This is a genomic window from Parapedobacter flavus (genome assembly GCF_035818675.1).
GTDB classification, from domain to species: domain Bacteria; phylum Bacteroidota; class Bacteroidia; order Sphingobacteriales; family Sphingobacteriaceae; genus Parapedobacter; species Parapedobacter flavus.
The window spans coordinates 75064-99094 of sequence record NZ_JAYKZZ010000015.1 but is presented as its reverse complement, the minus strand read 5'-3'; the positions used below and the strand labels follow the sequence as shown (position 1 = coordinate 99094).

Annotated in this window: 15 protein-coding genes; 1 reads left to right on the top strand and 14 read right to left on the bottom strand. The window is 50.6% G+C overall.

Annotated elements, in window-relative coordinates:
• Positions 1–20: 20 nt before the first annotated feature.
• From U9S71_RS12655 to U9S71_RS12605, 11 genes are all read right to left on the bottom strand, one after another.
• The gene (locus tag U9S71_RS12655) at positions 21–1052 is read right to left on the bottom strand and encodes a GntR family transcriptional regulator (RefSeq protein WP_326327871.1); all 1032 of its coding nucleotides are present in this window, start codon (positions 1050–1052) and stop codon (positions 21–23) included.
• A 126-nt stretch (positions 1053–1178) separates the two neighbouring features.
• A complete protein-coding gene (gene rhaM / locus U9S71_RS12650; RefSeq protein WP_326327870.1) occupies positions 1179–1493 on the bottom strand; it encodes an L-rhamnose mutarotase in 315 nt (104 codons plus the stop codon).
• A gap of 68 nt (positions 1494–1561) precedes the next feature.
• Entirely contained in the window at positions 1562–3283 is a 1722-nt protein-coding gene (locus U9S71_RS12645; RefSeq protein ID WP_326327869.1) for an alpha-L-rhamnosidase-related protein, read from the bottom strand.
• 107 nt (positions 3284–3390) lie between these two features.
• Positions 3391–5655: an alpha-L-rhamnosidase-related protein gene (locus U9S71_RS12640; RefSeq protein WP_326327868.1), complete on the bottom strand. Its 2265-nt coding sequence runs from the start codon at positions 5653–5655 to the stop codon at positions 3391–3393.
• The gene (locus U9S71_RS12635) at positions 5655–7895 is read right to left on the bottom strand and encodes an alpha-L-rhamnosidase-related protein (RefSeq protein ID WP_326327867.1); all 2241 of its coding nucleotides are present in this window, start codon (positions 7893–7895) and stop codon (positions 5655–5657) included. Before U9S71_RS12635 ends, U9S71_RS12640 begins: the two co-directional genes overlap by 1 nt.
• 157 nt (positions 7896–8052) lie before the next feature.
• Entirely contained in the window at positions 8053–10956 is a 2904-nt protein-coding gene (locus U9S71_RS12630) for a glycosyl hydrolase (protein WP_326327866.1), read from the bottom strand.
• A 31-nt stretch (positions 10957–10987) separates the two neighbouring features.
• Positions 10988–12433: a sulfatase gene (locus U9S71_RS12625; protein WP_326327865.1), complete on the bottom strand. Its 1446-nt coding sequence runs from the start codon at positions 12431–12433 to the stop codon at positions 10988–10990.
• Positions 12434–12473: 40 nt separating this feature from the next.
• A complete protein-coding gene (locus U9S71_RS12620) occupies positions 12474–14201 on the bottom strand; it encodes a RagB/SusD family nutrient uptake outer membrane protein (protein ID WP_326327864.1) in 1728 nt (575 codons plus the stop codon).
• A 19-nt stretch (positions 14202–14220) separates the two neighbouring features.
• Positions 14221–17361: a SusC/RagA family TonB-linked outer membrane protein gene (locus tag U9S71_RS12615; RefSeq protein ID WP_326327863.1), complete on the bottom strand. Its 3141-nt coding sequence runs from the start codon at positions 17359–17361 to the stop codon at positions 14221–14223.
• Positions 17362–17568: 207 nt separating this feature from the next.
• Positions 17569–18402: a sugar phosphate isomerase/epimerase gene (locus tag U9S71_RS12610; RefSeq protein ID WP_326327862.1), complete on the bottom strand. Its 834-nt coding sequence runs from the start codon at positions 18400–18402 to the stop codon at positions 17569–17571.
• Positions 18402–19217, bottom strand: coding sequence for a phytanoyl-CoA dioxygenase family protein (locus tag U9S71_RS12605; RefSeq protein WP_326327861.1), 816 nt, complete (start codon positions 19215–19217; stop codon positions 18402–18404). The genes U9S71_RS12610 and U9S71_RS12605 overlap by 1 nt, the downstream gene beginning before the upstream one ends.
• A 183-nt stretch (positions 19218–19400) precedes the next feature.
• Here U9S71_RS12605 and U9S71_RS12600 point away from each other — a divergent pair, with 183 nt between their 5' ends.
• A complete protein-coding gene (locus U9S71_RS12600; RefSeq protein WP_326327860.1) occupies positions 19401–20291 on the top strand; it encodes a helix-turn-helix transcriptional regulator in 891 nt (296 codons plus the stop codon).
• Between the two features lies 1 nt (position 20292).
• Here the strand turns inward: U9S71_RS12600 and U9S71_RS12595 are convergent, their stop codons facing one another.
• From U9S71_RS12595 to U9S71_RS12585, 3 genes are read right to left on the bottom strand one after another with little or no spacing between them, the layout of a single operon-like run.
• A complete protein-coding gene (locus tag U9S71_RS12595) occupies positions 20293–21645 on the bottom strand; it encodes an alkaline phosphatase family protein (RefSeq protein ID WP_326327859.1) in 1353 nt (450 codons plus the stop codon).
• Positions 21646–21652: 7 nt separating this feature from the next.
• A complete protein-coding gene (eboE, locus tag U9S71_RS12590; protein WP_326327858.1) occupies positions 21653–22867 on the bottom strand; it encodes a metabolite traffic protein EboE in 1215 nt (404 codons plus the stop codon).
• Between the two features lies 1 nt (position 22868).
• Positions 22869–24029 (bottom strand): 3-dehydroquinate synthase, encoded by a 1161-nt coding sequence (locus U9S71_RS12585; RefSeq protein WP_326327857.1) that lies wholly within the window; start codon positions 24027–24029, stop codon positions 22869–22871.
• Between the last annotated feature and the right edge of the window lie 2 nt (positions 24030–24031).

Sequence of the window (24031 nt, the reverse complement as noted above, 5' to 3'; positions counted from 1 at the left end):
CTCACAAGTTCACAAGCTCACTAAAGTGACGGCCGGAGTGTCAGGTAAAACGGCACTTCCTCATGCTGTTTCGAATTCTCCAAGATAAGACGGGCTGCGGTCTCCCCCATCTGCTTGAAATCGGTGGAGATGGTGGTGATCCCGTTAAGGATGAATTTTTTCAAAGGCGTCTCATTGTATGAAATGATGCCCACGTCCTTCCCTATTTTCAACTTGAGGGAAATCACACGATCGAGCAATTTCACCAAATCGTCTTCCATCAGGTTAATGTAGATCTCGCCCGACGATATGGGTTCTTCCGAAATATCACTCACCAACAGGTGATTGAAAGCATATTGCTGGCAGAAACGGTAAAACCCTTTGATGATGCCTTTTGGAAAATAACTTTTATCGGGAAATATCAACTTCAACGTGTGGTATTTACTCAATTGCTCTTTGGCCTGTTCGAGGGCTTTATAGATATCCTTCTCGAAATTCTCATACACCGCCGCATATTCGCCCCCAACGCCGGGCACCAATTTATCCACAAGCACCAACTTTTCCTTGGGGATGTTGTTGATGATTTCACCCGCCGTATCCCGCGCTTCGATAAAGTGTGGAATAATGACGTAATGGGTATAATTCTGCTTCAGGTTCTCAAGCAGCTTACGGAAGAGTGGAAGGTCGTTATTATACACGTAAAAATCGACAGACGCATCGGCGCCGATGGCATCCACAAACGCATCGTATACGATTTTCTTATGTGCACTTAGCTTGTTAAAAAACAAGACGATTTGCAATTTCCGCTTGAAATTAGCGTCGGCGATGTAATAACCTTTACCGGGAACCGACCCCAGCACACCGAGTTGCTTGAGGTGCTTGTACCCTTTCTCGGCAGTATCGCGCGATATTTCCAAGACATAACTCAGCTCATTGATGGATGGGAGCATATCGCCCTTTTTTATTTTCCCATTTTCAATGGCGTTGATTACTGCATTTGCCAGCTGCTGGTATTTGGGCGTGGCGGAGTACTCATTAATGTAAATATGTTCGAACACAGAAACAGGTTTCATGCTTGCAATTTTTTTTTACCCGGGGCTAAAATTAACCGGATAAATCGATATTATCGTGAAATTTGCGTCATTTTATTCCAGCTTCTATGATACGATTGGTCGACAGGCTCGCTTTAGACCGGATAACTATGGCATATAAAACACTTCGGTGAGCGGAATGCTCACCGGCGAATTATCGGCATTGGTTTCCATGAGATCGGCCATGTATGCCCACCACCGCTGCACGATGGGGGCACTGCCCAAATCTTGCGACGATTGGTCACCAACCTGCCCCTGTACGGCGAACAAGGTATTCGTCTCTTCATCCAGGAAAATGGCGTAGTCGCAGACACCGTTTTCTTTTAACAGAGCGGCCAATTCGGGCCAGATGGCATCGTGGCGTCGCTTGTACTCGTCGCGGCAACCCGCCATCAGTTTCATCTTAAAAGCTATCCGTTGCATGGTATGCTGAGTTCATCGTTAATCTACCGTTATGACCTATAGGCCCGCGAGCCTATAGGTCATAACGGTTAGCGACTGCGTATGATATTGACCTCTTTCGGTGCCGCAATCTCTGATACGACCTTACCGTTTTTGTCTTTCCGGTGACTAACGTGTATCACCCCATAAGGTGTGGGGTATGTCCCTTCGGCATACTCCAGATCGCCCAGGTGCGGATCTACAAGAATCGTCTTACTTCCCGGGGCTACCACTTTTATGCCCAAGACATGCTCCGTGAGCCACGACGTGGGGCCAGATGCCCATCCGTGGCACAAGCTATGGCGAAATCCGACATAGCAATACGCACCGTAGTCGCCGTGGATATCTTTTTTGCCTGCGGGCACGAGCTCATCGATCCGGCCCGCATTCGGCAGCCACTCCATATTGAAGTCTTCCCAGAAGGTGGTCGCTCCCAAATCGAGCATGGCACCCCAATAGTTACGGATGACATCCAATGCGCCTTCATAATTGTCCGCTTTGGCCATGGCTTGCAGCATATAGTAGCCATAAAAGGTGGAGAAATTCTTTGCACCACCTACCGCCAGCACATCGTCATTGGCTGTCTCGGCGTCTACCATACCCGTAAGCGCCATGAGTGCTGCCGCTTGCTTCGAATGACCCATAGGCGGGGTGTATTTTTTCAACCGTTTCACCGCTTCGTTGGCAATGCGGCTCGTCTCCGTATCGCCGATGATCTCACCTATTTTAGCAGCGATGGACAACGACCACATGCTCATGGCCTGCAGGCCGGCATGCACGGCGGCTTCATCTTCGCTGGATGGCCAATCGAGGAACCGGTTTCCGTCCATTTGCTCCTTCCCATCGGGGCCGATTTTGGAAACGATCTGTTTGACCAAGTCGGAGAGATAAGGTTGCTGTTCCTTGAGGTAAGCCAAATTGCCATGATGCATATACCAATCGTGATGGAGGATAATCCACCACATGGAGTAGGTGCTGATGCCGCTCATCCAACCGGGCAGGGGCGTTACATCCCGGGCCAGATCCAAGCTTTTCGGTACCACTTCGTTATAGCCGAACACGGTGTTTACCGTAGCTACTTCGGGGTGGAGATCGCCTACCCACACAAGGCGGTCGCGCTTGATACCATCCCAAAGGTAATCCTGCATATTAAGATGAACGGTATAGGCACCGGTTTTCCAGATTTCGTTCAACCGCTCGTCGCTACTATTGAAAGAGCCCAAGTAGGGAATATCACGATAGGTGAAAATTGCCCGTACTTCTTTCAAGTGCAATTCGGCATCTTCATCGAGCAAATCGATGCGAACAAACCGGAAGCCGCTCTCGCCCACCTGGGCTTTACCCAACCAGGGCACCTGGATGTTCATATCACGGATGGCGTGGTCATTCGTCGCCCCCTTTTCGCCGATCTCGGCCATCGCCTCACTTGCCGACTCGCCAAAGCGGACACGGATGTTGCGCGGGACGTTGCCGGGCGACCACATGCCGGTAACGATCTCCAGTCCGCCATGCAGTTCCTTGCCGAAATCGAGCAATATACTCGATTGCTCATCCCCTTCGTTCTTGAGCACGCAAATACTGGCATTGGTAAGGTCCGCTTGCCCGTTGCCCGGCTTGAGCAATTGCTCCGTATTGGAAACTTGGCCCGTTTGCCAAAGGACACGTACGGGCGACACGAAAGTCCGCACGATCTCTGTTTCGCCATCAGCAAAACAGGGTGCAATAAATTGCAATAAAAAGAATACAGTTGAAAAGATGTACAGTCGTTTCATTAGACGTTAGCTTACCATTAAATTAATCAACGCAAGATAGGCAGGATAACGGGAACTCCCATCCTGTGCTTACCCGATGGCAGCTATGCCCTTGTTTCGTGGACTCGTCAGCGTAGGTCGACCGTGATTTGATAGTTCCCACCCGTAAGCGGGGGAAATTCCAGCCAGCCATCCGTGTGTTTCACGCGTACGGACTCACCATTGACGGTGATATCGGGGCGCCTCTTACCTGGATAGGGCAGCTGCACATTGGCCGTACTATTTCCGGGTACGGTCAGTTCCAACGTATACGTTCCGCTCTCTTGTCGGCAGGAGACCAGCACGCTTCCCCGGATGGTAGGCACGACAGCCTTGGCCCACGCCAGCGAACCGATTTGCGGCCGCACGCGAAAGACCGCCCAGCCGGGCTGCAACGGCTCCACCCCCATCAATTTGCGCGGAATGGTATTCGCGGGGACCGCCCCCCATGCGTGGTTCCAATCCTGGTTGGGTTTGTACTTATTATCCCATGCTTCCATGGTAATGGTGCTTCCGGCCCGGATCATATTGTACCAACTGCGGTCATCCTGCGACGTAAGTAACGATAAGCCGTAGTCGGCATCGCCGGCCGCATAAATCGCGTCCATCAGGAATTGGCTTCCGTATACGCTGCATGCCATCCCGCGTGAGCGGATGAATGTGGCTACCCGATCGGTCTTGGCAGCGGGAACCAACCCAAATGCCAATGCCATCATATTGGTATGCAAGGAAGCATGGTCGGTATCCAGCCCATCGCGATAGGTACCCGAGCGGTTATCCCATAGCAAGGACTGGAATGCACGGTAGGTTTCCTCCGCCTTTTCAGCAAATGCCGCGGCATCGGCTTCGCGCCCGAGGGCCTCCGCGAGCTCAGCCATATCACACAACGCTTTATAATGAAACGCATTCACCACCGCATTATACTCGGTAAAGACAAATCCGTCTGTTTCGCCGTTACCTACCATGCCGAAACCACCCGTATGCGGCCAGTCCACAATATCGCGCAGCGAATCGCCCCGATAATGCACAGCCTCCATCAACTGGGGTGTTTGTTTGCCCTTACGGGTGCTGATGAGGCCATTGCCCTCACGCAATGGCAACAGCAATTTGGCTTTCAAATCGTCGTAATGGTATTCGACCGAGCGGATGTCGCCGGTATACAGGTAATCGTTGTAAGCCATTAGCACCGACTGCAGGATCCATTCGGTGGGCCATGTGGCGTGGTGGAGCAGGTATTCATGCGATCGGCGTGCCATCGTGTATTCCTTATCCACGCCGTAATGGCCAAGTTGATTAATATAGGCATCTGCCTCATATGGAATGCGTTCGCGATCGCCATCAACGTAGATTCCGGCAAACGATGTGGCCTTAATACTGTATTTACAGAGCTCCCAAACGGCGTTCAACACCGAATCGGAGCTCTCGAAATGGGAAGCGAAATCATCGAATGGATAATGGACGGTAGCGCGGACGATATCGCCGGGTTCGACCTTTCGGGCATACCCCTGGAGCTCCACGTAACGGAACGGCAGTACCTCACCGATATATGCGGGCATTTTGATGGCCTGCCTGCCCGTATTTCGCTTATTGGGTGTAAACTGTAGCTGATACGTATGCTGTCCACGCTGCAAGGGTAGCTGATATTCGGCGTACCGGATGGTCCCGCCCGGCTTGCGGTTGATGGTCCCATCGGCGTTTATCGCTTCACCGAGCCGCACCGTGAGTGTGTCGGTGCTTACAGAAGATGTCAACGTGAGCTGCAGTTGACCAAAAGACGCCTTCCCAAAGTCGGCCCGTATTTCGTTTGGAAATACCCGCAGGCTTTCCGGCACCTCGTCGGTTTTCTGCAAGGGGTAAAAAGCGGTTTGGTAATCGTGTAGGGTGCCCGCTGTGCGGAAATGGCCAACGGCCGACCATCCCAACGATGCATCGTCTTGGTTCCATAGCATAACCTGCCAGGCATAGTCGGTATGAGGTTGCAAAGGCTGGCCGTGATAACTGACATTGGTCGAAGCGGCCGACCTGACCTTCCCCGAGTCCCAAACGTCTCCAATGCCTTTTGCGAGACTATCCTGATTGGTCGCCACGATAATCCGGTAAGCAGATTGCATGGTTGCTTCGCCGATAGCGGCCAATTCCCATCCGAATGCCGGTTGTTTATTAGCGATCAACGGCTGATTTCCGCCACTGATCTTGTCGCCTACTACGGGGTAACCATTCACCACGTGCAGCATGGGGTGTTGCAAGAGGTCTACCTTGAGGTTGACCACCCGGTGCTGCTGGCCCAGGGTAGTCATTACCGTGGTCGACACCCCTAACAGGGCGAAAAAGCAAGCTAATGGAAATTTACGCATCAATAATTCAATTTAAATTCATGCCTCCCGGCACCGACATTTTGCAGCAGAAGGTAATTTCCCTTTCTCTCCGCAGCTGTCATGATGCCGTTTTGCAAGAGCGTGAAATTACTTACTTCCGTTGGTATCGGCAAATATACATCCGCTTTCATGTTGGCCGGTAAAGTTACGGTCAGCGAAAAAGCGTTTGCTTGTTGGTCGAAGCCTGTTTCGATCGGGCCGCGTATAGTGGGTAATTTTGCCTTCGCCCATGTTAACCCCGAGGGCTGTGGCTTAATTGTTACCCGCCTGAAGCCCGGCGCTGCCGGCGTGACACCCATCACTTTCCGTGGCAGGATATGGGCTGGAGAGGCACTCCAAGCATGGCTCCAACCGTTGTTATTCTTATATTTCGTGTCCCAAGCCTCGGTGGTCATCGTTGCGCCCACGCGCAACATATTATACCAGCTGCGATCACTTGTTGAGGTAAGCAGCGACATGGCGTACGCTCCCTCGCCAGCGTTGAATAGGCCCTCCAACAGGTAATTAGCACTGTAGACACCGCAGGCCATGCCTTTTGTTTTGATATACTCCAACACCCGATGCTTGTTTTTCTCAGGCACGAGGCCAAACGCCAATGGGTATAAATTGGCATGGAGTGACGCATGGTCAGTGCCGATACCGTCGATATATACCCCCTGCCGGTTATCAAAGAAATGCCGTTGGAACAGCTTGGAAAACCGTGCAGACGTTTTCTGCAATTCGTCGGCTTCACGATTTCTGCCCACGGCCCGCGCCATCTTCTCCATCAGCTTCAACGTATGGTAGTGGAAGGCATTAACCACCGTGTTATAATCGGTGAACACGTATCCATCCGTTTCCCCTCCTTCGGGGATGGCGGAAGAACGTTGCGGCCAATCCACAATGTCGCGCAATGTTTCGCCATTGAAAAAGATGGCCTTTTTGAATTCGTCAGTAACCAAGCCGGTCGTGGTGGATATCAAGCCGTTTGGCATCGTTAGGGCCGTCATTAACTTTGGCTTAAGGACGTCGTAATTTTGCCGGATGACGCTCGTGTCTCCCGTGTGGAGGAAATCCATCCATACCATCATAATCGAGTGGGATATCCACTCCGTTGGCCAAGTGGCATGATAAATCATGTTTTCCAAGCTATAGCGGGCGGTAGCAAATTCGCGATCCACGGCATAATGACCAAGTTGGTGTATATAGGCATCGGCTTCATACATCATCCGTTCGCGTTGGCTGGCGGCATAATCGCCATTAAAGGTATTGGCGATAACCGAATAGCGGCACAGGTCATAAATATCGTTCAGCAATGTGTCACTGCTGACAAAATATGACGCATCTTCGTCGAACGGGACGTGAAGGCTCAACTGCTCGGCCGATACCACCGCAAGATCCAGGCCGCCACCCGAAATCTCAACGAACCGGAATGGGATCACCTCCATCATATGCTCAGGCATGGTTTGGCTATGCGGATAATGCGGTTTGAACCGTGGGATATCCAAATAATAGGTGTCTGTGCCTGCGTGGATGGACAACGGGTATTCGCGGTAAATCACGCCACCACCCGGCTTGGCATCAATGGAGTCGCCGACATTTTTTTCGCCTATACGGACCTGCAGCGTGGTATCCGTCCGCTGGCCGGGGCCTACCTTCCAATTCAATGTAAGCGCCACGTTGGCAAATCCGGCCCGTTCGAACGCAATAAACCAATCGCCCTCGGATTTACGGTCGACTTGAATGGGATAAGCCGGATGGTACTGGATAGGTGCTCGGTCCTCAAACGTCCATATTTTCTCGCCCTGTCCGGTATCCAATTGCACCCAACGGCTTTCGCCGGGCCATCGCTTTTCGCGCCCCGCATCGCCGATATGGAATTGCTGGATTTCGCTATATGCAGAAGCCGTTCCGCTTTTATTCCAAGTCCGTACCTGCCAATAATACACCGTATGGGAATCGAGGGGGTCACCAGTGTACGCCACATGCAGGCTGTTTCCATCTTCGGTTTTTCCGCTGTTCCACAGGTCGGGCCGGCCTTGCTCCAGCAACGCTGGAGATGAAGCAACCAATAGTTGATAGGCTGTCTGATAATCATTACGTTCCAATGTGGGCACTATCCAACTGAATACCGGCACCGATGTAGTAATGACGGATTTCTGGGGATTGGTCAACAAGTTGGTCATTAAGCCGGTGGGCTTCACCGTGCCTGCAACGGCCAACTGACCTGTACTAATCATCAACATTAGCAATAACCAACCGTATTTTTGCGGCGTGTATCTTATCATCATCAATCGATTAATCAAATGTTGCATTGTCTCCGTGATGCAGGATATGTCTGAATTCAGTCGCGCCAACTCCACCTTTCATAATTTATAAAGACGGTCACGAACTGTTTCATTTTGGTACCGATGTTAACAGTTGCACAGGCCCGAACAGGCCGGAGGGCAACAATTCCCATTCCGCGAGGATCTTGATATTCGTCGAGGTAAACTGCTGGTCCTTCGGCTTGCCCCGATCGCCCACCAGTCGGTTTCTCCAAGAGTTCACGACTTCCACTTTCAGTTCATTACCTTCACTTCTAAGCACATCTGTGATTTTCACCCGATAGGGAGGGGCCCAAACAACCCCTAAGTCCCGGCCATTAAGCCATACACGTGCTATTCCGACGTCGTGTATTTGCCCGAGGTCCAGCACGATGTCCCCGCCTTCCGCCGGGGCGGGACTGTCGAAATGCTTTGTGTACATCACTTTACCAGAGTAATATTTTATGCCTTCTTCGTTATGATCAGTCCAACTTCGCAAAGAATCAAATTTCACCGGCTCAGCTGGCCCTCCCCACTCCGAATCAAACTGCAGATCCCATGCACCGGTTATCGTAAGCAGGGGCTGATAAGCAGGGTAGTTTTGTGTGCCTTCCCCCTCGCTATTTTCTCCGATTGACTTTCGGAACACGACAAATACGGAACCATACGGATTAAGTTCAAGTGGAACGACTGTGCGCCCGTCTTCCTGCAGGAATGCGTTCGCATCCCTGATTTCGCCGGTGACCGGGTCCCACAGTTCGGGTTGTTTGCCGGCGACTCTGAACGAAGCGGAAAAGCGCACAGTTCCCTTGCTTTGGTTACTCACGAAATAGTAATCCATGCCGGGGAGCGTATGATGAATATAATCAACTACCGAGTCTTGGTCAGCGCCCTTCACCAGGAAATCCGGCTGTATATGTTCTGCCGCCAATGCTTCTCTGGCGGTCATCCCCCAAATTACTTTACCCTTGCCGATCCCACGGATCCCCGATGGGGTCGACGCATCCCCCCACAACTTGTCCGCAATTTTCTTCAATTCGGATTCCGACTGCGGGTAGTTAACGAGGCTGCTCGTGGTGCTCGGTTTGGGACCGACAATGATTGCCCCTGCTTCTACCAACTCCTCGACTTTTCTGGCTGCAGCCAATGAAAGAACCTTCTGGGCAGGCAATACCAATATACGGTAACTCATGCCGTGTGGCAAGGTCACGCGTTTATTCTTTACCTGGAGCTTCAACAGCATTTCTTCATTGATGACGTCATAATCATATTCAGGTAGAGCGTTAGCCGGGTCGTCCGCTTTTCTCCCTGCAATATTCGGAACATGGTCCCCGTAATAATAAAGTACATCGGCGACAAACCGTCCCTGTTGCATCATGTGTTGAATACGTGCCATATAATCAAAGAAATCACCAGCCAGATCCCACCACGTGATATTGGGGTTGATGTGTGTCCCGGCAAAATAAGCCTGTCCAGGAAGGCCCATTTCTTTAGGGGATGAGGCAAACGTATGCAAGTACACCAAGTTAAGTCCCGCGCAAACCTCATGATCAAAACTGGATTTCAGATCAGCCCAGATAACATCGTCCCAATGCTTACCAATGGTAGTAAAAGCTTCTGCTCCTATTAAATGACGGTCATAAATATGCGCTGCGCTGGACGCCTGTTTTACAAAGAACCGATCTACCGGTTCTGCACGATGGGGGGATGGAGCCCAGAATTCGCTCATCATAATCTGGCTTTTGCCATAGTTTTTCAACCCGTCAAAAGGGCCGCCATGCGGGCCGGCCGATTCGGGGAGGATACCGATACCATATTCCTTCGCCCTTTCTGCAAATACCCCGTAATGGTTTTCAGCGATACAATCGCCGACGGTTTTGCGTAAGTCTGCCAAGAAACGATTGCTCACATCCCGGTTTTCGATTATTTTCCCAGCTACAACTGGCAAGTACGGTAACAGGTCGTATCCGCGTCTGTTTTTGAATTCATCCCTGAATAGTTCGGTCCAGTTAAGTCCACCTCCTTCCCAGCTGTCTGTCTGTACATATTTTAAGGTCGTACCGGCTAACGGACCTATGGTATCCAACAGTGGTTTGACATTGGAGTCCCAATAGCGGTTGAACCGCTTTTTACTCATAAAATCTATTATATAACCCTGCCACTCGTCGCTGGATGTTTTTACCCTGGCATTGGAAGTGGTATATCCGAAGCGCATCACCACCCAATCACCGGCAGGCACTTCCCATGTTAATATACCACTTCCGGCATCGAACGCAGAAGTAATATCCTGTACCTGATCTATCAGCGCGTCCTCCTCACCCGGTATGCCTGCCGTATCTGTTAATAAATGCCAGGTCTTCGGAGCCGACATTCCCGCCGAACCGAAGGCTGCTTTCAGCCGGAGGTCGCGAATCGGCGGGCGTGACGTCTGCTCTTTAGCCGGAAACGCAAGAACTGCAATATCCCTATAAAATCCCTCTTTCGAAGGGGGCTCGGGTAATGCACGCTTTACTGCCGCACCGCCTTTGACACGCACTTCCGACCAAGTTAGGTGCTTATTACTCTCTTCCACCGTTACATCGGGCCCCCCGACGTTCCAACCACTTTGAATCATCAAGCCCAACTCCAAATCCAACCGTTCGGCTTCCTTAACGGCATAAATGTACAGCTCCTGCCAAGCGGGACTTCCAAACTTAGGGCCTGCCGGCACAGGCCCGTTCCCACGATGCGTATCGCCACCGGCATCAATTATACTGGCCCCACTGAACCCTTTCTCTTTCATTGCTTCCAAATCACTTGTTATGGATTCTTTCGTAACATTAGCGTTCAACCACCACCACCAACACCGTATCCCGCTTTTGCTTGCAGGGGTTTTAAATAAATAAGCGAGTGAATCCGTCTTAGGGATTTCAGAGTAACTTTTCCAAGAGGATCCCCCCAAAAAAAGCGCAGAAATTATTCCCGGTAATAAAACGGTCAGTATTAATTTTTTCATAACAAGTATTAATTTATATGCTTCAACATGCTCATCGGGCGCTCAGGTCATTCGTACGGACCGCTTTCAGTTTCTGTTTCAGTTGAAGCTGCAGCTCCTGCACGATGGGCTTGTATCTCGGAAAATGAGCCAGGTTGTTGTATTGTTTTGAATCGTATTCCATATCGTATAGCTCCATCCCTTGGGCCGCATCGTCCCCATACTGGATATAACTCCACTTTTCCGTTCGAACCAGGAACGCTTCCCCTAACCTCTTGCCGTTGGTGCTAACAGAAAAAGCCATATTCCTGACCTGATGTTCGGGTTTATCCAATGTGGTTACCAGGCTTTTTCCTTGCAGATGCCGTGAAACAGGCAACCCCGCTAATTCAGCCACGGTAGGATACAGGTCAATCAGCTCAACAAGGGAATGGCATATGGCCGGTTGCTTCCCGGGCATTTTAATGATCAGCGGCACCCGCACCGATTCTTCATGCAGGCCCACCTTCATCCAAAAATCATGTTCGCCAAGATGGTAGCCGTGATCTGATGTAAAAATAACAACAGTATTGTTTTCCAAGCCCTCCGCTTTCAACGTCTGAAGGATTTTACCTAACTGCCTGTCCATATAAGACACGGTGGAGTAATAGGCAGCAATAGCCTTCTTTTCCTGTTCTTCACTCATCAGCCCATTGAGGCTGGTCACGTAATTGATGCCGGGTGCAGGTATATCATCCCAATCGTCTGCTACTTTCGGCGGCAGCACGACCTGTTCATACGGATAGGCGCGGAAGTACTTTTTTGGCGCCACGAAGGGTACATGCGGTCGAAAAAAACCCGCTGCAATAAAAAAGGGTTTGTCTTTATGTTTACGAAGTAATTCAGAAACTTTATCTGCGGTTTTTCCGTCGGAATAATCGGAGTCGTCCCCTTCGGCCCTGACGATGGACATGAGATTCCTACCCTGCTTTGGCGGCTCCAGACCAAACGGATTTTTCTGAACCAGCTCCCCTTCGCCCGCTGCGTTCCACAACGGATCCTGGCTATTGAACCGTTCCGTCCATGAGGCCACGTCGTCTGCACCATCCGCACCATTGATCATGTCGGCGGTCCCCATGTGAAATATCTTACTTACCCGGGCCGTGTAATAGCCGTTATCCTTAAACAGCTGTGCCCAGGATTTCCTATCCGGCCCAACGTCTTCCCGACCGCTAACATAGCCATACGTTCCAGTCGCCGTGGGGTAATAGCCGAACATCAAGGAAGCCCGGGAAGGGCCACATATGGGATATTGGGAATACGCGTGTGTATACCTTATCCCCTCAGATGCTAAGAGGTCAATATTTGGTGTCTGGCTGGCGGTGTTTCCATATGCGGAAACGGCGGTAGCCGTCAGGTCATCTGAAATGATAAACAAGACATTGAGCTTATCGTGTTGCTGGGAAAAACACAGCTGCACACATGTAAAAAGAAAAAGTAAAATCCCAAAAATTTTCATCAACCATTCGTTAAATTGACTGGACGGTTTCCATGGCTACCTATCTATTTTTCCATCCTTCGTTCTGTTCCAGTGGCACATCTTTATTGGTATCGATGACGGTATTGGGAATGGGCCACAGGTTATAATCAAACGTCAACGTAGCTTCCGCCTCCGGCCAAAAGGCATACTCGCGGATTCGATCTACAGCAATCGTACCTCCCATCCGCAATAGGGTATTCCAGCGGCTCTCTTCATAAATCAGTTCACGCGCACGCTCGTCCAAAATCAAATTAAAACGATCGTCAACATCAGCCGCGGTGACCATATAGCCGCACTGTGCCCGTTCACGTAATAAGTTGATATCCGTAGCGGCGCCCGATTTATCTCCCAACCGTTGTTTGGCTTCTGCGCGCAGCAAGATGGTTTCAGACAAACGAATAAAATAATCGTCCCGGAACAAGTTGCTTCTGTTTTCGCCGTCTTCCAATCCTGTATACCGATCGGTCGCGATCTTGCAAGAAACGGGGTAGCACAAACTTTGATTCGCCTTGTTTATACTTTCATCATTGCTACCGTTATACATGACCTCCCAAGGCACGGGTTTGCCGTAATAGGGCGACGACGGAACATTTCCGATAAATGTACGGCGAAAAACAATATCGGAATTCCGCATATCGTCATTCCATTTACCGGCATAGACCTCATCGCGCGTGTACATCGTCGGTATTATTTGCGCGATACCTCTACCCCCAACATCTTCTGCCGTTCCGGTAAGGTGCCCTAACGCACCGTCACGGAACACCGGCCCATAGGTGCGCGAATACGGCAGTTTAGACTTGCCGTCTTCTGCGCGGTAGGCTGCATAATCAATCTGGAGCGCCCAGATACACTCGGTATTCCCATCCTGATAATTGACATTGTCTTCCTGAAAAAGGTCCCAATACACATTGCCTTGTTCCTCGTCCTGCCGCGAGCCAAAGCGCGATGTCATCAAAGAAAATGTCCCACCATTGATGACCTTATCTGCATTGGCTGCCGACTGGACAAACGCCGATTGGGCAGCCCCCTCATCTCCGTTTGCTGAGAATTGTATACCTTGCGCGAGGTACGCCCTGGCCAGCATGTGCTGGGCTGCACCCCGAACGAGGCGCCCGCCTTCGCCGGTCGTCGGCGGCAGGTCGTTTTCAACAGCCAGGAGTTCGTCGATGACGAATTGATAGGTTTCAACTCTCGTCGTCCGCGAAAAATCATACTTTGGTCCTATCGTAATTTCCGTGACCATCGGCACACCGCCGAACAACTCACCCAGATTCAGGTAGGCAAAAGCTCTAAAAAAACGTGCCTGGGCTATCGCATAAGATTTTTCCTCCGCATTAGACCACGAAATCTGCTCCAGATCGGCGGAGTAAATCGCGAGGTTTGCCTTGGCAATAATTTGGTACCAGGTGCTGTAGGCATTGTAAAAAGTTCCGTTGTCTGGATTGATATTGCCGTAGTTGTTGAACGAATTCCCACGGCGGATGCTAGGTGCATCGTACATGTCGGTACCGTTGCCACGCAGCACGAAAATCCACTGTTCCTCACTCGGGTTTGCCCACAGATCGCGCAACTGCGAGTATATGGCCACCAATGCTTGATCAATTTGCGCCGAGGTACTGAACGCATTGTCAATGGTATAAAACGTAGGGGGAATCTCCGTTAAGAATTCCTTGTCCGATTTACAACCCGCCAAACCCAGCAGCAGGCTAAATGCCATTCCGAAGCTATATTGATAAATTCTTTTCATGTCTCTCATCTGATAATAATTAAAAACTCAGGTTTACGCCCAACGAATATGTTGCGGCTACAGGCATAGTATTATCCCTTACCCGTGCGCCCGTCTCCGGATCTCCACCGAACCAATCGGTGAACGTGGCTAGGTTCTTCGCTGTCGCAAACACCTTTAGCGAGCCGATACGTGCTGCCGACACCCAGGGCTGATTAAACGTGTAAGAAAGGGTGATGTCTTGAACGCGCACGAATCCGCGGTTCTGCAAACCTAGAAAGCGGCCGTCGCCTGAAAACACCGCAGAGGGATATACATTACTGGGATTTTCCGGTGTCCAATAGGGTATATAATGTCGGTTGTCATTAAAGCCCCGTCCCGTACCACTCGTTATATAAGCTGCCGGGTTGGACCGCAAATACATATTATTGCCGCCGAAAGTTCCGGTGACCATCACATAGAATCCGAAATTCTTATACGTCAAGCTGCTACTGAAATTCAAGCGGAAATTTTCCTTATTGTATCCCAGGATTTTCCGGTCGGCGGCGGTGATTCCCGGCTCGCCGTCTAAATCCCGATATTTCGGCGCACCGGGTGCGGCACCGGTTAGCCCGATGTACTCGGTATCGCCTTCCTGTACAATGCCGATTTGCTCGTAACCGTAGATGGCTCCCAACGATTTCCCGATGAATAAACTATTAGCAATATCATCATCTTCCACGCCATCCCCGTCCAAATCGTCGCCGTATAGGGAAACCAGCCTGTTCGTGTTCTGCCAAAAGGTAAGAGTGGTGCTCCAAGTCAACTCCGGCTTTTGTATATTCACGGTACGGACCGTTGCTTCTACGCCCGTGTTATTTACCTGACCCATGGAGGTCATCATGGTTTTGAAACCGGTCATGACCGGGATATTCCGTGTAAAAATCTGGTCCGTGGTTTTTGCAAAATACAGATCTAAATCTGCAAAAATGCGGTTGCCTAGCCAGGTCGACTCAAACCCGGCATTCCATGAAGACGTGGTTTCCCAGCCAAGGGAAGCGTTGCCAAGTGTACCTTGGTACAATCCATAATAGATTTGGCCCGGTGTATTTGAAAACTCGTACCTCGCACCGCCACTGGCCGCATTCGCCACAGCAGACAAGGTACCATAAGGGTTTAGCCCTTGATTACCGTTTTGACCCCACGATGCTTTCAATTTTAAATCATCCAGTATCCCAACCGATTCCATGAACGCAGCATTGGTCACCCTCCAGGAAAACCCGGCGCCAAAGAAATCAGCCCACTTGTTGTCCGTCCCAAAAACAGAGGCGCCATCACGACGGTATGAGCCGGTGAAATAATACGTATCATCGAGCGAGTAATTGACCCGGCCAAGATAGCCGATGTTAGAACGCTCATAATTACGCGTAGTCATATTATTAAGGTCGGTTCCGTCGTAATCAATGCGCTGCACTGTGGCTTTGTGTAAGCCTTGAAGACCGAGTGTAGTATTGCCGTTCGCAGCAAAGTCCCGTCCCGTCGTTACGTATCGCTCGTACTTCATATGATCTCGTGTAGCCACCAACGTAACGTCAAGTGAGTGACGATCAAATGTACGATTGAAATTAAGAATATTATCCCAAACATAGCTATTACCTTTCCTTTTCTCAATCGTACCGTTGGCATTGGTCAACAACCCTTGAAGAACCGCCGGCGAATAACGATCGGGAGATTCCCCTTCTTGCACATAATAATCTTCATAGAAAAAATTCCCATAGTGGGTTTCGTCTTGATTAAGCAGGTAATTGACCCGATAGCTCAACCCTTCCACCCAAGGCAGCTTGACAATCGCATGAGTATTCAATCGATAGTTATGAAGGAAATCCTCGTTATCACGGGTATTGTCATCGACTCCCCACAAGGGGTTGACAAGCGATTGGGTGTATGGATACTTTTCGAGGTTGCCCTGATCATCGCGGTACATGACACCATAAGGCGACATGCTCTGCGCTGCCCCTACGTTGGCCGAGACCCCCGAGTAATCGCGCTTAGAAAAACCTGCGTCTACGCCCACCTCCAGCCAACTCGTGATGTGGGTATTCATTTTCCCCAAGATCGCGATGCGGTTGAACTGATCCCCCACGGTGATGCCTTTGTTATCATCAAATGATGTAGACAGGTAATAATTGATGTTTTCGGTCGCACCGGAGATTGCCGCTTGATAATTCTGCATTACACCTGTCCGGGTCACTTCATCCAACCATACGGTTTCACGGCCGGCATCCCGATTCGCCAGCTCGCCGCTTTTCAACCAACTGATTGTCCCTTCGGGATATTGATTACGTGCGTTGACCACTTCCACCCATTCTTCAGCCCGAAGCATCACCGGCTGGTTTTGCCATTGCTGGAAACCCGTGGAAGCATTGAAACTGATCACCGGTTTACCGGTACGGCCTCGCTTGGTGGTCACGGCGATGACGCCGTTGGCCGAACGCGATCCGTATGTTGCAGCTGAGGTTGCGTCTTTGAGAACATCGATCGTTGCGATATCATTCGGATTGATGTCACTCAGGCTACCCATGAAAATCACGCCGTCCAATACAATCAACGGTGTATTATTACCGTTGATGGAGTTCTGCCCGCGGATCTGCATCGCCGGTTCTCCGCCCGCCGAGTTTGTTGCGCCGATATTCAGGCCACTGATACTGCCCTTAAGCGCTTCCAGCGCGTTGAGATTAGGCGCTAACGCAACGGGTGAATTTTCGAGATTCAATGACCCAACGGAACCGGTAAAATCTTTCCGTTTCATGGTGCCATAACCCACAACGACCACTTCGTCCAAATCAGAAGCCTCGAGCTGTAACACAACACCCACCGTGCGCTGATTACCTAGTGTAAGTTCTTCCGACCGAAAACCTATCGCACTGAATACCAACACTTCTCCTGTTGAGGCTGGTATCTGGAATTGTCCGCTGGCATCCGTAGCTACGCCACGGGATGTGCCCCGCACCTTCACCGATACGCCTTCCAATGGGTTCCCCGTCGAATCGCGCACCAGTCCAACAACTGGCTCCTGTGCCACCGCTATGGCTGAGCTCGCAAAGAGCAGGGCCAATAACATCAGCGTTTTCATCACCGCCAAACAAGAAGATGACTGATGAACCGGTTTTCTAGGACCGGTTGCCGTAAATACTTTATACATATCAATTTCGGTTATTTTTGTATATTGGTTATACTTATCGTTGGTTTGTCAAATAACAGGTCGCCGTATAGCGTCCGTTGATATACGCCTCAATCACCCATACTTTCCTCCTTTCTATCTGTTTCAAACCCGATTTCCATTTTTTTAAATGTCGGTGCCAAAATATACCACGTTTTCTACCAATCAGCGTCCCGCGCTGCCCTGTAATCACGATTCATACCGCTCCTTAAGCAACCGCATTATCCAACAATTGATCTCCCATTGGCTGGCAAGGGGGGTTGTTGTAAATGGCGAATACGGCATATATGGATAGGGACCGAATTCAGGCGTAATGGTTGCACGCTCGACGCCTACTTCCTTCAGGTGCGCTATCCATCGATCCCACCATGCCAGGTGATGCATCAATGCAATTTCATTTTCAGGCGCCCGCGGATCAGTGACCTGTGGCCCTTCCGGAAAGCCAACGCGGGCATGCAGGTGTCGGCCATGCTTGATAGCCAACTCAATGGCATCGTCTTGGTCTTCCAGGTAGCTTTCCGAAACGCAGACCCAATGTGAAAAATCGAGGGCAAGTTCCAACGATGGGAACTCCGTGAGATAATCTTTGACAATATGCGCGGCAAACGACCATTTATTGCGGTGCGTTTCTTGGATAATCTTTACCGAGGATTCCCGGCTGATCCGATCGCATATGGCGAAACACTCGGCCATCTGGGCCGGGCTATAATATTCCCGTCCGGTTTGCGAAACAATAAACTGGGGTTTGGCATCCCGGCTCTGGTATTCCAACAGGGCATACAGGTTACGTTCCAATGCGTCCTTATACCGATTGAAGTCTTTTCCCTCGTGCAATTCGGCATGAAGGAGGATATAAGACAAACCTGCATCGCTAAGGACATCGGTCATACCCGCATTGTTGGGTGTATCCCCTAAGGGGAAAACTTCCACGCCCGTAAAACCGGCTTGCGTCACTTGCGTAGCAAACAGCGGCCATCCGGTATGTTCGGAGCCCCATCGCGGACAGTAGAAATCGATTTTCATCACCGTTTATATATCAGCGGGTTTTGTTCCTCATTATCTAATATATCGCCCTCCTTGAGCGTTTTGAGATACTCGTCCGGCAGTATATTGGGTATCCCGTTATATCGGTTTCCATCCGGCATGTACGCACAGGTCATCGCTCGCCGAAACCCGGGAGTCATATTGGCGTGGGCACCGTGTATAGTTAATCCGTTATGGAAAGAACAGCTACCCGCTTTCATGGCGGCAGCATGGGATTTGGTCTGTTTGAACTCAGGGTAGACCTCAAAGATACCACCCATGTTTTTTCCGATTCCAGCATTTTCGAACGTGGTTGTTTTGTGGGATCCCGGGATAAAAAACAAACATCCGTTTTCGAGTGTGGCGTCATCCAGGGCAACCCAAATGGAAAGTGCCTGCCGATCGGAAAACGACCAGAACGGTGTATCGAGATGCCAGGAAGTTGGGTTGGCCCAAGGCCGTTTGATTAACGCTTGATCATGCCAAATACGGATGCCATCCACGCCCGCTAAATCAGCCGCCATTTTGCCGATACGCTCATCGACCATGAGCTGTTTCATTTCTTCGTTGGTCTGCCATAAGTTCAACAGCTGATCAAACACGTTATTGAAATAGGCTGCGTCTTCATTAATGCCGTCGTCGTCTCCAATACGAACCTCCTTTCCAGGCATTTTCAACCCATTCCGCTCGCGAACGGCCTGGGTCACGACTTGCCTCCAATGTTCCAGTTCATCGGCATTAAGAAAGTCCTCGATAACGACATAGCCGTTTTCACGATAAAAATTGATTTGCTGCTCACTTACGTCTATATTCATAACACGATTACAATTGGTGAATGTACAAGACAAATATCGCCTTCTGCCCGGGAGATAACATGACCGATTTCGGCCATTCTTTGCACTTTTTGACATTTTTTAAGTCAACAGATGCGAACTACAGGTAGTTGCAAATCCTTATTACTTTCGGTATGTTTGACAAATCATATGCAAAAACTCGTCATGGAAAACTACCACAAATACCTGCATATAAGAAATATAGATCGGGATCTAGGATTCTATATCAATACGGTTGGCTATACTAAAATTGACAAACACAGCCGGTATCCCGAAGTAGGCCAGCACCCGGCAGACCATGTATTTTCTTGGAATAAAGGGCGTATCCTTGATGGATACTATGTTGTCTTCATTACCGGTGGGCGCGGCCTGTTCGAATCGGCCAAAACACCACCTAAAGTCATTGAATCGGGCACCTGCTTTCTGCTGTTTCCCGGCATCTGGCATCGATACAAGCCTGACCCTGAATTTGGGTGGGAGGAATATTGGATTGGTTTTAACGGTGACTATCCAAGGCATGTCATGAATCGCCTGTTCCGACCAGAAGCACCATTTGTCAAAACGGGATTAAGCAAAGACTTACTCAGTGCGTTTACGCAGCTACTGCGTACGGTTTCACAGGTGGAGGTTGGATATCAGCAAGTGATGGCGGGTATTACCTTGCAGATTATCGGCTTAATCAATCGGATCAATATAACCGAAAAGACGGATAACGACCCGGCATCTGTTTGGGTCTCCAAAGCCATCCTAAAGCTTCAGAACGAACTGGCGAACCCTGTCCGCATGGAAGATCTTGTTGCAGAATTCCCCATTAGCTATTCTTCATTCCGGAAATCATTCAAACGCGTTACGGGCGAATCGCCCAACCAATACCACCTTAACCTTCGGCTCAATAAGGCTGAAGAATTATTGAAGACAACCCATCTAACCGTTACCGAAATCGGTTACCATACGGGCTTCGATTCGCCGTTTTATTTTTCGCGTCTCTTCAAGAAGAAATTTGGTGTTTCGCCGAAGTCACTTCGGGCATCCCATACGCGGCCGACGGAAAAATGATTCAGGTAAACAGGCTTGCTAAAACAACATCCTTTATGGAAATGGCTTCCAACTCCGCATCATATTGCTTGTCTTTGCTGATTAGCACAGGGTAATATTCCGTTGGGATATCCACTGCCCCATGCGAACCCTTCACCAGCGTGGCATCCAGCGGTATCACATCCATCACATACCGGAAGCCCAGTTTTTTGCGAAGCAGCTTGTAGCCGGCACGTAGTTTAGACGACATAAACATTTCCACCGGGTCATAACCGGGTTTCTTATGGATATCTACCACGCGGGCATAATCGGGGGCAACACGGTCATCGAGCCAGAAATAGTAGGTAAACCAGCTGTCGGGCTCGGAAACCGCCACGATGTCGCCGGCCCGCTCGTGGTCGATGTGGTATTGCTTTTTCCCATCGTCGTCCAGCAACCGCGCTATCCCCGGTGTTCCGGCCAGCAACGCAACTACCTTCGCCTTAATCGCCTCGTTTTGCGTATAGATGTGGGCCACTTGATGATCGGCCACAGCGAACGCTTGGGACGCGCCAGCGTCGAGCAGCTCCAGTCCCCTTTCTATCCGTACGGCCAACAGGCCAGCCTTGCGGAGCAACCGGTTGATATGTACCGGCCGCGAAACAGGCACAATACCATATTCGGACAGCAGCAGTATGTTTGCCCCTTTGCCTTCGTAAAAACCCACCAACCGTTCCACTAATGTATCGATTTCACGCAGCTCCTTTCCAATTTCGCTGGTATCGGGACCAAATTTCTGCTGGCAATAATCAAGGTGCGGCAGGTATATGAGGTTAAGCGTGGGGTTATACTTGTCGTCCACGTACATAGCAGCATTGGCGATCCACTCGGATGATGCAATATTCGCTCCGGGACCCCAGAAACTAAACAAGGGGAATTGCCCGAATTGTTGCTGCAGTTCATCGCGTAAGGTTGCCGGATGGGAATAACAGTCGGGCATCTTCCTTCCATCGGCCAGGTAATTGGGCCGCGGCGTAACGGAATAATCAGCCCCACTATACATATTATACCACCAAAACAGTTGGGCACATGTAAACGTAGGGTCCATGCGTTTAGCCACATCCCACACGCTTTCACCCTGCACCAGTTTATTCGATTGTTTCCAAAATTTGACTTCGCTATCGGTACGATCGTACCACCCATTCCCCACAATGCCGTGCTGCGACGGCCACGTGCCCGTGAGGTAAGTGGTTTGCATGGACGTGGTAACGGCAGGTACATGGGGCTTTATCCGGCTTACGTGGGCTTGCTTGATATATTCAGCTAAAAACGGCGTATGTTCGCCGATTACGGCGGAAGATAACCCTACGATATCAATGACGACTGTTTTCTTCATAGCAACGTTATTCACCCATTTGATTAACCACCCAACGGAGTTCGCGCGAGATGGATTCGGCAATGGGTAGTTGTAATTGCTGGGGCAGCACGCCCCAAGTGTATGTTTCCACTTCTAGGTGGCCGGTGAGCGACTTGTTTCGCTGTATAGCTAACACCTCGATGATATCGGATTGCGTGGATTGCAACATACCCAAATCTTCCAGGAATATCGGGATATGGAAATGCGAACGCCACTCGGTGGCCCGCTCGTCCAAAATTGCAGCCTGCGCATCGGGCAAATCCTTGAAACGACGGACTTGGCCATCGGCTTGCTTCGCGATAACCTGATGTAAGTAGGTGGGCTCGTTAAAGGCCATGAACGCTTCACCGATAGCCTGCCTGCCCGTGCTGTCGCGAGGCAATGTCGCCTTTAATGCTGCGCTGATCTGGAACTTCCCAATCTGAATGCCCTGTTGCGACAATGCGTCTACAACAGCCTGGTGGTTTTCATAGCCCAAAGCAAAATGGCAAACATCATAGCACAGTCGGATGTGGCGCTTAATCGCTGCTTCTGCTTCAGTAGCTGTGATCCCCAGCGTTCCAACCAACAGTTTCACACCTACAGGAACGAGCTCTTTGGTGTACCAGCCGATAAACTCCTCGCCCGTTTCCAACACGCCGTCCGGCTCGGGCTCGATATCCAGGTGCAAAACTTTATGCTGTTCGTGGTGTATCCGCGTAAGGTGTAATGCCACTTCAGCAATTTGCTGTGTAGCCCGTTCGCGCATGGCCTGCCATTTGCTATCGGTTTCGTTATACCAATGCCGATACGCCAATGGCGAGGTAGAGACTCCCCCATCCATACCCTCCGGCAGCAATTGGGCGAGAATGTCGAACAGGCGCTTCGTGTATGCCAACCTTTCCGGTGTTGTCCAATCGGGGGTGTGCACGTGCGCTTTCACCACATCTTCATGGAAATCGCCGAATGGGAATCCATTCATCGTGAACACATAACCGGCTTCATCTGCTAGCCAGTTTTTTAGTTCATTGAGTTTTCCCTTATCGAGCAATGCCTTACTGGCCATATCGGAGAGCCGGAGACCCACCCCCATGGGGTGATGCGGCGACACGGCCTGCTTCACCTGTGGAAAGTGCTGGCGAAGCAGTTCGAAATGGTCTTCCCATTTTTCGCCGCCATGTATATTCGTGCAATAAGTGAAATGTCCGTAGTCGGTAACCATATTAACTTACTAAATTAACGCCTTCTTGCAATGCTGCGGCTGCCCGTAATACCTGAGCTGTATCTAGCGCGTGGACTTCCACACCCTTTCCGATGGCTTGAAGCAGCATAATGGTAAGCTGCCCGCCCAGGTGCTCACGGAATTCCTCCAAGCCTGCCAGCAGCGGATGCGTGGTCTGCTCGCCTTCCAACAACGGATGAAAAATAGGCAATCCAAGGTCTTGTAATACGGTTAGCACGCGCTGTGCATCGTGAGGCGGTAACCTATCCGTGATTGCCGAATACACGGCGTCGAGTGCGATACCGATGGCGACAGCCTCACCGTGCAACACCTCAAAATGAGAAAGTTGTTCCAATTTATGGGCGCTCCAGTGGCCGAAATCCAAGGGGCGGGACGAACCAAACTCAAAGGGATCCTCGCCCGCAATGTGCTGGAGGTGTAGCTCCGCGCACCGGAAGATCAGGTAATCCATGGCTTCGCTATCGCGTCGGCGGAGACGATCGGCATGGGCCTCAATCCAATCGAAGAAGGCGGCATCCTTAATGAGCGCTACTTTCACCGCCTCGGATATGCCCGATACCCACGCGCGGTCACTCAGCGTCAACAGGAAAAGGTTGTCGTTGAAGACTGCCACTGGTGGGCTAAACGTGCCCACGAAGTTTTTCTTTCCGCGGTAATTGATGCCATTCTTCACACCCATACCCGAGTCGTTCTGGGAAAGAACGGTTGTGGGTACCCGGAGGTGACGAACACCACGGTGGGCAACCGCAGCTGCATATCCTACCGCGTCGAGTACCGCCCCACCACCGATGGCCATGATGTATGAATGGCGATCGATGCCGTATTGGTTTACCGATTCGATGATGCGATCCACACTTTCCTGCTGGTTTTTGATGGCCTCGCCACCCGGGACCCGTAAGATTTCACCCACCAGTTGCACGGCGGACTCGGGTTCGAGGTAATCGCGTATCCGCTCGATGAGTGCCGGATGGTGGGTAACGACCCCCTCATCGACCACCACCAGCAATTTGGGCACCGTGCCCCCTAGGCGCGCTGCAAAGAAGTCGCTCAGTAAACGGTTTTCGGGCGCAAACAGTCCCGATGTGAAATGGATATCGTATTGGTAAGAAACCGAAAATTTCTGCTTTATAATAGCCTTCATAA

Coding starts and splice junctions, on each gene's coding strand:
- U9S71_RS12655 (WP_326327871.1), bottom strand. CDS start 1,052: ATGAAACCTGTTTCTGTGTTCGAACATATTTACATTAATGAGTACTCC.
- rhaM (WP_326327870.1), bottom strand. CDS start 1,493: ATGCAACGGATAGCTTTTAAGATGAAACTGATGGCGGGTTGCCGCGAC.
- U9S71_RS12645 (WP_326327869.1), bottom strand. CDS start 3,283: ATGAAACGACTGTACATCTTTTCAACTGTATTCTTTTTATTGCAATTT.
- U9S71_RS12640 (WP_326327868.1), bottom strand. CDS start 5,655: ATGCGTAAATTTCCATTAGCTTGCTTTTTCGCCCTGTTAGGGGTGTCG.
- U9S71_RS12635 (WP_326327867.1), bottom strand. CDS start 7,895: ATGATTAGTACAGGTCAGTTGGCCGTTGCAGGCACGGTGAAGCCCACC.
- U9S71_RS12630 (WP_326327866.1), bottom strand. CDS start 10,956: ATGAAAAAATTAATACTGACCGTTTTATTACCGGGAATAATTTCTGCG.
- U9S71_RS12625 (WP_326327865.1), bottom strand. CDS start 12,433: ATGAAAATTTTTGGGATTTTACTTTTTCTTTTTACATGTGTGCAGCTG.
- U9S71_RS12620 (WP_326327864.1), bottom strand. CDS start 14,201: ATGAAAAGAATTTATCAATATAGCTTCGGAATGGCATTTAGCCTGCTG.
- U9S71_RS12615 (WP_326327863.1), bottom strand. CDS start 17,361: ATGTATAAAGTATTTACGGCAACCGGTCCTAGAAAACCGGTTCATCAG.
- U9S71_RS12610 (WP_326327862.1), bottom strand. CDS start 18,402: ATGAAAATCGATTTCTACTGTCCGCGATGGGGCTCCGAACATACCGGA.
- U9S71_RS12605 (WP_326327861.1), bottom strand. CDS start 19,217: ATGAATATAGACGTAAGTGAGCAGCAAATCAATTTTTATCGTGAAAAC.
- U9S71_RS12600 (WP_326327860.1), top strand. CDS start 19,401: ATGGAAAACTACCACAAATACCTGCATATAAGAAATATAGATCGGGAT.
- U9S71_RS12595 (WP_326327859.1), bottom strand. CDS start 21,645: ATGAAGAAAACAGTCGTCATTGATATCGTAGGGTTATCTTCCGCCGTA.
- eboE (WP_326327858.1), bottom strand. CDS start 22,867: ATGGTTACCGACTACGGACATTTCACTTATTGCACGAATATACATGGC.
- U9S71_RS12585 (WP_326327857.1), bottom strand. CDS start 24,029: ATGAAGGCTATTATAAAGCAGAAATTTTCGGTTTCTTACCAATACGAT.